This is a genomic window from Mycobacterium sp. SMC-17 (assembly GCF_045310915.1).
In the GTDB taxonomy this organism is placed as follows: Bacteria; Actinomycetota; Actinomycetes; order Mycobacteriales; family Mycobacteriaceae; genus Mycobacterium.
In genome coordinates, this window is record NZ_JBJIAK010000023.1 from 1 (window position 1) to 11,658 (window position 11,658).

The 11,658-nt window shown below is 65.1% G+C and carries 8 protein-coding genes and 4 pseudogenes; 2 read left to right on the top strand and 10 right to left on the bottom strand.

From position 1 onward, the window contains the following. Positions 1-290: 290 nt before the first annotated feature. Together ACJH7A_RS16185 and ACJH7A_RS16190 are read right to left on the bottom strand one after the other, a co-directional pair. A pseudogene (locus ACJH7A_RS16185) lies at positions 291-578 on the bottom strand (transposase); the annotation flags it as partial. A 105-nt stretch (positions 579-683) separates the two neighbouring features. Then, positions 684-1,340, bottom strand: a complete 657-nt coding sequence (locus ACJH7A_RS16190; protein WP_406802336.1) for an MspA family porin — start codon at positions 1,338-1,340, stop codon at positions 684-686. Between the two features lie 492 nt (positions 1,341-1,832). Here ACJH7A_RS16190 and ACJH7A_RS16195 point away from each other — a divergent pair, with 492 nt between their 5' ends. Then, positions 1,833-2,153: a transposase gene (locus ACJH7A_RS16195; protein ID WP_406802337.1), complete on the top strand. Its 321-nt coding sequence runs from the start codon at positions 1,833-1,835 to the stop codon at positions 2,151-2,153. A gap of 94 nt (positions 2,154-2,247) precedes the next feature. On the opposite strand, the pseudogene istB reads toward ACJH7A_RS16195, so the two are convergent. Together istB and istA are read right to left on the bottom strand one after the other, a co-directional pair. Beyond that, positions 2,248-3,186, bottom strand: a pseudogene (gene istB / locus ACJH7A_RS16200) (IS21-like element helper ATPase IstB). A gap of 47 nt (positions 3,187-3,233) precedes the next feature. Next, positions 3,234-4,852, bottom strand: a pseudogene (istA, locus tag ACJH7A_RS16205) (IS21 family transposase). Between the two features lie 169 nt (positions 4,853-5,021). On the opposite strand from istA, the gene ACJH7A_RS16210 reads away from it, so the two are divergent. Continuing rightward, positions 5,022-5,219: a hypothetical protein gene (locus ACJH7A_RS16210; RefSeq protein WP_061006803.1), complete on the top strand. Its 198-nt coding sequence runs from the start codon at positions 5,022-5,024 to the stop codon at positions 5,217-5,219. Between the two features lie 548 nt (positions 5,220-5,767). Here ACJH7A_RS16210 and ACJH7A_RS16215 read toward each other — a convergent pair. From ACJH7A_RS16215 to rpmF, 6 genes and pseudogenes are all read right to left on the bottom strand, one after another. After that, a pseudogene (locus ACJH7A_RS16215) lies at positions 5,768-6,666 on the bottom strand (IS256 family transposase); the annotation flags it as partial. 275 nt (positions 6,667-6,941) lie between these two features. Then, the gene (locus ACJH7A_RS16220; protein ID WP_133763292.1) at positions 6,942-7,466 is read right to left on the bottom strand and encodes a molybdenum cofactor biosynthesis protein B; all 525 of its coding nucleotides are present in this window, start codon (positions 7,464-7,466) and stop codon (positions 6,942-6,944) included. A 20-nt stretch (positions 7,467-7,486) separates the two neighbouring features. After that, the gene (locus tag ACJH7A_RS16225) at positions 7,487-8,902 is read right to left on the bottom strand and encodes a S1C family serine protease (RefSeq protein ID WP_406802338.1); all 1,416 of its coding nucleotides are present in this window, start codon (positions 8,900-8,902) and stop codon (positions 7,487-7,489) included. A gap of 111 nt (positions 8,903-9,013) precedes the next feature. Beyond that, positions 9,014-10,501 carry a HAMP domain-containing sensor histidine kinase gene (locus tag ACJH7A_RS16230; protein WP_133426650.1) on the bottom strand — a complete coding sequence of 496 codons (1,488 nt, stop codon included), beginning with the start codon at positions 10,499-10,501 and terminating at the stop codon, positions 9,014-9,016. A 53-nt stretch (positions 10,502-10,554) separates the two neighbouring features. Continuing rightward, a complete protein-coding gene (locus ACJH7A_RS16235; RefSeq protein ID WP_020099048.1) occupies positions 10,555-11,241 on the bottom strand; it encodes a response regulator transcription factor in 687 nt (228 codons plus the stop codon). Positions 11,242-11,319: 78 nt separating this feature from the next. After that, positions 11,320-11,496 carry a 50S ribosomal protein L32 gene (gene rpmF / locus ACJH7A_RS16240; protein ID WP_061005745.1) on the bottom strand — a complete coding sequence of 59 codons (177 nt, stop codon included), beginning with the start codon at positions 11,494-11,496 and terminating at the stop codon, positions 11,320-11,322. Positions 11,497-11,658 lie beyond the last annotated feature (162 nt).

Below are 11,658 nucleotides of genomic sequence, written 5' to 3' on the forward strand. Positions count from 1 at the left end.
TGAAATCACCCTCCTATCAATGACGGGGGTCAAAATTCACCCGTCGACAGGGGGTCAGTTTTCAGGCGTCGTCAACAGGTTCGCTTGCGCTGCACCTTCTGACCTTGCTCGACAAGCCCGCACCGTCTGGCAGTACCGGCACGGCTCGCCTTCTCGGGGCCGCTTGCCACCGCTCACCGTCGTTCCCGGCGATCGGCTGCCCCGATGCTTCCTCAGGCCGCTGCGACGACCCGAAGGAGACGGTCTCTCACCGCCTCTCGATATACCCAGCGCCTCGTGGCGCACAGCTCCCCCGCGAAGAAAGTTGTCGCCGCTTTCAGAATCGCGACATCCTCACGTAGCCTTCGGTTTTCAGCCCTCAGCCGCTTGATTTCCTCGTTCTCCTCCGTGGTGACACCGGGTCGTTGACCATCATCGATCTGGGCCTGCACCACCCAGCGCCGCACCGATTCCTTACCCACCCCAAGCTGACGGGCCACCGCTTCCGAAGCGGCGGTCAACGACGAGTACTCCTGCTGATGCTCGGTCACCAGCCGCACCGCCCGCTCACGCAAGGCAGGATCGATTTTCTTCGGCATGCTGCTCATCCTTCCGGACTCAAACAGCAGCGGCATCAAACCTGGGGCGGTTCAGTCCCACCCCGTCAGGGGTCAACCCCAGGTGTGCACGAAAGTCGGGGCGATTCAGTTCATGTTCCAGGGTTCGCCGTAGGTGGTGACGCTATCACCGGTCTTGGCGATCAGCCGGGCGAAGGGACGCAGAAGAACACCGCCGGCGGCGCCAGTGACCGTGCCATGGGCATTCGAGACGGCAACAGCACCGGCCGGGCCGGACACGTCCACCGAGAACGTCGCGACTTCCTGGATACCCGGACCATTGCCCAGGTCAGCAGAAATCGACACACCCGGGAATAGGTTCGGCGTGATGATGCCACCGGAACCGCTGCCGATGGTGCCCGGGAAGAACGTCGCCGGCGTCACATCATCGAGCAGGATGTTCGGTGTGGTGTAACTGAAATTGATCCCCACACCCAGCGACCATGGGAAACCAATCTGATAACCCAACTCCAACGTGCCCGCGAACCCGTCACAACCCGTACCAGCGCAGTTGTACTTGGCCCGGCCCGAATGGAACCACTCACGCGTCAACCGGTTGCGATCCAGAGGGAACACCCCGTTGAGGAACGTGTCCCACTGCTGCACCGTCAACGTCCGATCCTGACCATCGACCAGGCTCAGCTCATTGTCCAGACCCGCATGGGACGTCCCTGCCCCCGCGCCCAGGAACGGCGACGACACCGCCGCTGCCATCGCCAACAGCACCCGACCAACCACCCTCATGCTCTCCCCAACCTAGCCGGTGGCGCTAATACGCCATCCGTGCAACGGTCGCAAGATGTCCATATGTGTCCGATGGGCGAATTCGCATGTTGCTCTTGCCAATTCCACATCATTGAACACGAAATTCATGGACGGTTCGCGAGCTGGTGGCGGTGGAGCGGGTCAGGAACGTGCGGCCGGGGGTGGCGTCCCGGAAGGCGACCGGGTGGTGGTGGCCTGGGTGAATGCCAGCTTCCATGGAACCTCCGTCAACTAAGTGAAAATTGTTTTCATTAATGGCTGCCGACGATACCCGACACCCAAGGGCTTGTCGAAAATCGTTTCCAATAGGCGGCGCCTCAATGACCTCACGTGGCATGCCGTCCGCCGGTAACGTTTCCACCGTGCCGGAAGCGGCGACGGATGAACTGGCCTCGCTGGGGTTCTTCTCCAGTTGATCCGCCCCTGAACTACCCCAGGTTTTGTTCCGATCCGTATTGGAGGATTGGAATCATGCCGAAGCAGTATCGGCCGGAGATCCGGCACAAAGCGGTCCGCTTGGTGGCGGCGGTCATGGAGGAAGACTCGGTGCTGACCGAGTACGAGGCGATCCGCCGGGTCGCGGCCAAGATGCATGTGGCCGAGGAAACCGTGCGCCGGTGGTTGCGTAAGGCTCAGGTCGACGCTGGCGAGCGTACGGGCACCACCAGCGCCGAGCATGCGGAGATCCGTCGGCTCAAGTGTGAGCTCGCCGAGGCCTGCCGGGCCAACGAGATCCTCAAAGCCGCGTCGGCGTTTTTTGCCGCAGAGCTCGACCGCCCCACGACGAAATGATCGCGTTCATCGACACCTATCGCGGCCAGTTCGGGGTTGAGCTCATCTGCCGCACCCTGGGTGCCACACTCGTGGGCTGGATCACCTCGCGTGGCTATCGTGCCGCCAAATCCCGTGCAGTATCGGCACGTTCGATCAGCGACGCGCAACTGGTCGACACCATCAGGACCCTACACAAGCAGAATTTCTCGGTGTATGGGGTGAAGAAAATGCATGCTGTCGCTTGCCAAGGTGATGGGACCACCTGATTGCCAGGGGGATGGGACCACCGTGGCGCGTTATTGAGGATGCTCGTTGGCCTGGTCTGGGTCAAGCTGGCCGGGCGGGTGCGTTGGCGGTAGGACGGTCCTTCGATGACCAGGGTGTGGGCGGTGGCGGTGAGGCGGTCGATCGCTGATTGAGCCAGCAGGGTGTCGGCGGTCATGGTCAGCCATTCGGCGGGTTCTCGGTTCGAGGTCACGATGGTGGTCTTGGCGCGGTGGCGTTCGACGATGATTTCGTAGAAGTCGCTGGTCTCGGTGGCGCCGAGCGGGCGCAGGGCGAAGTCGTCGATGATGAGGACGTCGATGGCGGTCAGGCGGCGGATTTCGGTGTCGACGGTGTTGTCGAGGCGGGCGGCGCGCAGCCGGGTGAACAGTTTGTCCGATCGGGCGAACAGTACGGTGTGGCGTCGTCGAATTGCCATGTGCCCCAATGCTGTTGCCAGGTGTGTTTTGCCGACGCCGACGGGGCCGAGGATAATCGCGGATTGGCCTGCGTCAAGGAATCGCAGGGAGGTCAGGTCCCCGAGCAGGGTGCGGTCATAGCGCAAGTCCTCTTGTGTGGTCTAGGTGTCGAACCGCATGCTCGGGTCGAGTCCGGCCTTGGCGGATCGTAGTGCCGCGGAACGGGATTCGCGTCGGGTGACCTCGTCGGCGAGCAGTGTTTCGAGGAACCCGATGTGGCTGAGCTTGTGTTGACGGGCCAGGGCGGCGCGGTCGGGCAGTGTGTCGGCCAGGGCACCGAGTTTGAGGGTCTTCAGTAGCCGGAGCAGGTCGGTGCCGACCGGGTCTGCGGCGCTGCGGGGGGGTGCTGGTCATGTCAGTTCTCCTCGGCGGGGGTGTTGGGGACAATGGTCAAAGTGTTTGTGGTGGTGGTGAATTCGGCTGGATCGCGGGCGAATCGGGTGGCGCCCTGCCCGACGGCTTGTGGTAGTGCCGGGGCGGTGTTCTCGGTGGCCCGCTCCAGCATGGAAGCGATCTTGTTGACCGAGACGACATCGAGCTCCAGTGACAGCGCGCACGCCGCCTCGACCCGGTCGGCGCCGTAGCGGCGCACCAAGCCCTGCAGCCGGTAGACGGTGCGCATCCGGGTCCATGGCAGCGGGTCATCCAGGATGCGTTCGGCGTAGATCCCGATGTTCGGACCGGCCGCGGCGCAGGTGGCGATCAGCGCGGACAAGTCCCGCAGTGCGTACCCGGCCTTGTGCTCGGGCAGATCGTCGCGGTCGGTGCTGCGCCCCCCTGGGCGTTGGCGGGGATGGATTTCACCAGTGTGCCGCGGTGGTAGAACTTGACCAGCTCACTGTCGGCACGCACATCCAGCGTGGTGCCGATCCACTGCTCGGGCAGCGAGTACAACGCTTTGCCGACCTCGGCGTGAAAATCCTTGTGCACCTTCACCTGTTTGAACACCGGTACGTCGTAGGCTCCCGGCGCCGGCAGCAGCACCGGGGCTTCCTCGGCGGTGAACACCTCCAGTGGGCGCGCGCAGGTGGTGCCGTGGATACGGCTACCAGCGGTCCGTGCGCACCACGTCGCCGCGGCCTGCTGCGCCGCATCGAGACTGGTGAAAGTCTCACCGTCCCAAAAGTTTCGGCGCACATGCTGCACCACGCGTTCCACCCGGGGTTTGTCTTTCGGGGACCGCACCCGCGCCGGGTCGGTGAGGAACCCGGCATGGGCGGCGTAGTCGAGCCACCCCTGGGTGAATCGCGGATTGAGCGCGTCCGCGGCGGCGATCACCGGTTTCAAGTTGTCGGGGATCAGCACCGCGAACACACCCCCGAAAAACGCCCACGCCGCCTGGGCGCCGGCGATCACCGCGGCCAGGGTCTGCGAATAGGACAGCCACACGAACATGTGACGGGAGTACACGGCGGTGAAGATCAACGCATGCACCCGCCGGCGCCGTCCATCGGTGGCGTCGGTGAGCATCCCGAGATAGCCGAAATCGATCTGGCACTCGATCCCCGGGTCACCGTCAGCGACCCGCACGGTGGTGTCTTTGCGGCCGAAACCGCAACGCTCACTGGCGAATCGGTGCAATGTGCGATACGGCACCACACAGCCCTGCCGGGCTAACAGGGTATGGATCTTGGTGACCGTCAACGGCCGCTGCTCACCCTTACCGGCCACCCACGCGCGGATCTGCTCCTCGAACGCGACGAGTTGCTCCCACGCCGCACCATGGCCGTTCAGACGGGCCGGACGCACCGCTTCGGCGACCGCCCCGACCAACCCGTCATCGATGGCGCTCACGTCGTCACTGCGGCGTAACCCGGCCGCCTGGGCGGCCTCGACGTAGCGGCGCACCGTTTTTCGGTCCACGCCGCAATGAGCGGCGATGGTGCGGTATCCAGGTGCGGGCAGCCCCGCCACCCCCAGCCACACCCGAAGTACTTCCCTGATCTCGTTCACACTGACCTCCCGAAAAGCCATGCCGCCGACCTCCGTGACTTGCGCTGTCACGGCGATCGAACGAACAAATGAAGGGACCACCGACGCGGCGCGCCGGTGGTCCCATAACCGGCAATCCAGGTGGTCCCATCACCCTGGCAAAAATCAGATCAGAGTGGTCCCAAGCTCATGGCAGGCGACACATGCTCTGATGCGGCGGGAAGGCTACGCCGTCGGCCGTGAACAGACCCGCCGGCTGATGCGCCTGGCCGGGGTACGCGGAGTGCACCGCGGGCGGCGGGTGTTCACCACCCACGTCGATCCTGATCTGACCAAACCGAAGGACCTGGTGAAGCGCAATTTCTTTGCCACCCAACCGAATCAGCTGCGGGTGGTCGACATCACCTAATGGGAGAGTCGGATTTCGTTCCGACACGCAGGAGGCGAACCGGCAGGGGTCACTGAGATTTCATCGATCCGGGCGCAGTCTGGCCGGTGAGCTGCCGGCAGGTGATCACTGCATGTGATGACACGGACGCGTCAGAGATCTCTTATGTAGACGGTGACCCTGCCGGTCCGCCACGAGGTACGTGATCGGCTAGTGAGATGCCGCGCCATCGAGCGCTGTCCATTAGGTCGCCGCACCAGCCTCGAGCTCAACGAAGGAGAACACGCGGCAACTGGAACGGAGACAACTACATGACGCTGACCTGCGGGGTCGACTGGGCCGAGGTGGTGCTTGGCCAACGGCCAGATGTGGGACGACATCGCTGCCTGGCCACACCGAGAGCAGGAAAATCCGGCCGCTGCTTGACAACTCACTCGCGTGGGATGTCTACGTCCGATTGGCCGGCGGGGCGTTCGTGGACACCGCGTTCGCCATCGACGCCTACGCCGGGCGGATCGTGGGCTGAGAATGCGCCACCGGCAACACCGACATATTGGTGCGGACCACCATCACCCAGGCCGCAGCACTGCGGGTTGTTCGAGTGCTTCCTTCCAGTTGGTGACCACCTGCCCTTCCACGAGGCGTCCAGGGGCTGTGCGGCCCTGTTTCTGGCCGCGTTCCTTGGCCCGCTCGGCGGCGCGTTTGTCTTCGATGTTGCAGATCGCCAGCCACAGCAATTTGACCACTGCGGCGTCGTTGGGGAACTGGCCGCGGTGCTTGATGATCTTGCGCAACTGATATTCAACGACTCGATTGAGTTGGTCGTGTAGATCACCCGGCGCAGCTCGGGCGGGAACGCCAAAAACGGGATGAACTGCTCCCATGCCCGTTCGAAAACCATTGTCACCGTTGGGTTCTTCTTCCCCAGCTCCGAGGCGGCGAACGCGTCCAACTCGACGCGGGCAGCGTCGGCATCGGCTGCGGTGTAGATCGGCTTGAGCGCCGCGGCCACGGCCTTGCGGTCGGCATAGGACACGAACCGCAGCGCGTTGCGGAGTCAGGTGCACCACGCAGGTCTGCACCGCGGCCTGCGACCAGGTCGCGGCGATCGCCTCCGGAAAGCCCGTGAGCCCGTCGCAGCACACGATCAGCACGTCCTTGACACCCCGATTGGCCAGGTCCGCGCACACCGACGCCCAGAACGAGGCACCTTCATTGGGCTGGACCCAGATCCCCAGAACGTGCTTGACCCCGGCCATATCCACGCCCACCGCGATGTGCGCGGCCTTGTTGCGGGTGTGGCCACCGTCTTTGACCTTCACGATCATCGCGTCGAGGTAGATCACCGGATACAGCGGCTCCAACGGCCGGCGCTGCCAGGCCAGCACCTCATCGGAGATCTCTCGTCGACGATCTTGGAGATCGTCTCATGCGACACTTCGGTCCCGATCGTCGACGCGAGGTGAAATGTTGTTCAGCTGTGGTGCGGCGGGACGTTTTCCCGTAGCCAGCGATCCCGGTCACCCTCCCCGACCGGGGAGGGTTCGTTACATTCGTCCCGGGTAACGTCCGGCAAAACGTCGCCGAACACCTTGTTAACTAGGTCGCGAGAGGGCTGTGTATCGCTCATCACAGCCCTCCCACAGTGTGATCAAGCTCACATTTTTGCCAAATTGAAGGGTCCAGGTGAGACGAACTCATGACCACTCCGTTCGACCTACGAGCCCCAGCGGGGCTCAGCTATCAGATGTCGAGGCTCGACAGCTGCGCGATGATGTACGCCGCCAACGGCCCCAGCGTCGCCATGCCGTCGCGCACCGACGCACGTGAGCCGGCGATGTTGACCACCAGCGTGCTTCCCGAGACTCCGGCGAGGCCACGCGAGAGCCCAGCGTCCGAAATACCTGCGGCGAGACCCGACGAACGCAGCGCCTCGGCGATACCGAGCAATTCGCGATCGAGCATGGTGCGGGTGGCTTCCGGCGTGACATCACGCGGGCTGACGCCGGTGCCACCGACGGAGATGACCAGATCGACGCCGCCGATCACGGCGGTGTTCAGGGCGTTGCGAATCTCGATCTCATCGGCCGGGACCACGACGACGCCGTCGACGAGGAAGCCGGCCTCACCGAGCAGTTCGGTGACCAACGGGCCGCTGTGATCCTCTTCGCCGTGCGCGGTCCGGTCGTCCACGACCACGACGAGCGCGCGCCCGGCCAATTCCCCTGCCTGTTCCATGCCTGTCACCGTATATCCCGCCTCTGACATCGAACTCGGCCCTGCACTCATCACTGTTGCGCCTTTCCCAGGGTCACCTGAACGGTCTGCGGTTTGCCCGCGGTGTCGAGGTAGGTCAGCGTGACCTTGTCGCCGGGCGCCTTCGAGCGCACGGCGGCCACCAGCGCGTCGGCGCTGCTGATCACCCGGTCGTCCACCTTGGTCACCACCACACCACTCGGCAGACCGGCCGACTGGGCCGCCCCACCGTTGGTGACGTCGACGATCTTGGCCCCGTCGATGGCCTTGTCATTACCCACCTGCACGCCGAGCGACGCATGGCTGGCGATGCCGTTCTTGATCAGCTCGTCGGCGATGCGCTTGGCCTGGTCCACCGGAATGGCGAAGCCCAGGCCGATCGAACCGCTCTGCGACTGGCCGGAATCCCCGCCGAGCGTCGCGATCGCCGAGTTGATGCCGACCAGCTCGCCGCTCATGTTGACGAGCGCGCCACCGGAGTTGCCGGGGTTGATCGCGGCGTCGGTCTGGATGGCGTCCAGCACGGTGTTCTGGTTCTTGGCATCGCCGCCGGCGGCGACGGGGCGATTCAGCGAGCTGATGATGCCCTCGGTCACCGTGCCCTGCAGACCCAGCGGCGAACCGACGGCCACCACCTGCTGGCCCACCACCAGGTTGGACGACGATCCCAGCGCGATGGGCGTCAGGCCCGAGACGCCCTTGGCCCGCACGACTGCGATGTCACTGCTCGGATCCGTCCCGACGATCTGGAACGTCGCGGTGCTACCGGTGTTGAACGTGACCTTGGTCTGCACCGGCGGAGCCCCGGGCGGCGGGGCGTCTTTGGCACCGGCCACCACGTGGTTGTTGGTGAGGATGAGCCCGTCGGCGGACAGGATGATGCCCGAGCCCTCCTCGGAGGCCCGGCCCATGTCGGTCTCGAGTTTCACGACACTGGGCACCACCTTGGCGGCGACCTGCTCCACCGAACCGATCGGCGCATTCCCGGCGTGCTGTCCGCGCGCCGAACCGCCCAACGAGGTCGAGCTGCTCGAGTAGTCGGGCTGCGCCAGCATCACGATGCCGCCGCCGATACCCGCGGACACCAGTGCCACCGCCGCCATACCGGCGATCAGAGTCCCTGTGCGGGAACGGTTTTGCGGCCGGGGCGCGATCGAAGGCCGGCCGTTCGGCGACCCGTTGCGATAGGGGTCGTACGGCTGCGTGCCGTACTGGCCCGTCGAGTACTGGCCGGTGGTGTACGAACCGGTCTGGTGCTGCCCCGTCTGGTACTGACCGGTCGAGTAGCTGCCCGTGGGGTACTGCCCGGTGTTCTGTTGCTGGCCGGCGTAGCGCCAGTCGTACGACGACCCCTGCTGCGGCGACGCGCCGTAGCCGGGCGAGGACTGATAGGAATCAGGACGCCGACCGGACTCGGGCTGCTGCGAGTACCTCGGGTGATTCGTCATTACTGGTCGACACTCTTCCTGTATTTCCGATCCGTTGCCGGGACAACGAACGACATGACCGCACGGTGCCCATTCGGGCTGAGAATCCACTGAGACACCACAGGCCGCACCCTAGACTTCCTCCCCCGTCCGGGCAGGTTCATTTTCCGTGGTCACGCCCGTTACGTCCAGCCCAGAAGGTCGGTGTGTTGCGGTGACGCCTGAGGGTCGTCCCGGCAACACGAGATGGATCGACGTGCCCGGTGGCGTCCCGCCCGGCACGGTGTCCTCGATCCGCAGTGCGCCACCGTGTTTGAGCACAACCTGCTTCACGATGGCCAGTCCCAGACCGGAACCGGGCATCGCGCGCGCCGTCGTCGACCGGTAGAAACGCTCGAACACCAGCGCCCGCTCCTGCGGCGGTATGCCGGGGCCCCAGTCGGAGACCACCAGCTCCGCGTGCGTCGGGTTGATGCGCGCGAGCCGGACCCGCACCACCGAGCCGGCCGGACTCCACTTGGCAGCGTTGTCGAGCAGGTTCAGCACCGCCCGGGACAACCCCGCCCCGTCGCCGTACACCTGCCAGCCGGCGATGTCGACGTCGAAGTCAATGTCGTTGCGGCGGCGGCGAACTCGTTCCAGACTGCGCTCGACGACCTCGGCCATCTCGACGGGCTCGTGGACCGTCACCGCGGCGTCGTCGCGGGTCAGGTCGACCAGGTCGCCGACGAGCGTGGACAGCTCCTCGATCTGGGCGATGACGTCGGACTGCAGGCCCGCCATCTCCTCCTCGGGGAACGGCGGCGCGCCGGGTGCCATGGCCGCCATCAGCAGTTCGACATTGGTCCGCAGTGACGTCAGCGGTGTGCGCAACTCATGCCCGGCATCCGACACCAACCGGGCCTGCCGGTCTCTCGACTCGGCGAGCGCCCGCAACATCATGTTGAAAGCCTCTGTCAGCCTGGCCAATTCGTCATTGCCGTACACCGGGATGGGGCGCAGATCATCGGTGCGGGCCACGCGTTCGGTGGCCTCGGTCAACCGGGCCACGGGTCTCAGCCCGGTCCGCGCGACCGTGCCACCGGCGATCGCGGCGACGGCCATGCCGATTCCACCCACGATGAGCAAAATGGTGCCGAGGCGTTTGAGCACCTGGCTGGTGGGCCAGAGGTTCTTGGAGATCAGCAGCGAATTGCCCGACTGCAGGTGGACCGCCAGCACGCGCTGATAGTTGGTGGTGCGCAACGACATCAGGAGCTTGCCGGCGATGACGTCCTTCTCCGGCGTCCCGAGCGGCAGCGTCTGCCCCTGCTGATTCGCGGTGAAGATCGACTGGCCCGGGATGACGTACATCGCGTTGACGTCCGAGTAGGCGGTGCCCTCGATGGCCTTGCCGGGGTCGACGGCCAGGGAACCGCTCTCGATGAGCAGTTGCGCGCGGCTGTGCAACTGGTTGTCGATGTCGCCGTACAGCGCCTTGGACACCACCACGTACACCGCGACCGACATGAGGACGACGACCATCGCCACCATCGACATCGCGAGCAGCATGACGCGCCATTTCAGCGACACCGAGCTGGCGTCGTGTTGCACCGTGCCGTCCGGCGTCGTCGCCGGCATCTGCGGCACTTCCCGCATCTTCCGATCCACGGTTGCGCGAAGCTTGTCGAGCATCAGGGCGGCGTCTCACGCAGCACGTAACCCACGCCGCGCACGGTATGGATCAGGCGTGGTTCTCCCTCGGCCTCGGTCTTGCGGCGCAGGTACCCGACGTAGACCTCGAGGGCATTGCCCGACGTCGGAAAATCGAAGCCCCACACCTCTTCGAGGATCCGGCTGCGGCTGAGTACTCGGCGCGGGTTGTGGATGAGCATCTCGAGCAGCGAGAACTCGGTGCGGGTCAGGCTGATCGACCGGGACCCCCGGGTGACCTCGCGGGTCACCGGATCGAGGCTGAGGTCGGAAAACGTCAACGCCGCCGACTCGGCGCCGTCGGCGGGGCCGGTACGGCGGAGCAGGGCCCGCATCCGGGCCAGGAGCTCCTCGAGCGCGAAAGGCTTCGGCAGGTAATCGTCGGCACCGGCGTCGAGGCCGGCCACCCGCTCATCGATCGAGTCACGGGCGGTCAGCATCAGCACCGGAAGGTCGTCACCGCTGCTGCGCAGCTGACGGCAGACACCGCGCCCATCCAGCCGGGGCATCATGTCGTCGAGCACGACAGCGTCGGGCCGGTCGCTGGAGATGCGCTCCAGCGCCTCGACACCGTCTTGCGCCAGTTCGACCGAGTACCCGTTGAAAGTCAGTGACCGACGCAGTGATTCGCGTACAGCGCGGTCATCGTCGACTACAAGGATTCGCACAGGCACAGTCTCACCCCACCATCTGAGAGCGGACTGAGAAGACGCGCCACGCGGGCGCGAGAAAAACCGTCAGTCGGTTCAGGCGCGGCGGTCGAGGTCGATCAGACCCAGACGCGCGGCCTTGAGCAGGCGACGCGGCACCTTGTGTGCCTGACCTGCGACGTTCACGTTGACCAGGCCAGTGGCCTCGGCCTTCCACTGCGCGCGACGGCTACGGGTGTTCGAGCGCGACATCCTGCGCTTGGGCACAGCCATGATGTGCACCTCTCTGACTAAACGGAATTGCTTGCGGTCGGCCGCGTCGCGAACAAATAGGGCCTGGGGGCGCTCTATTGCTTCTCGCGTGCGCAGCGATTGCACCTCAGGATAGCCGTCGACCTGCGTAGGCTCCAAAACGTCGCCCCAACCGGGCAACAC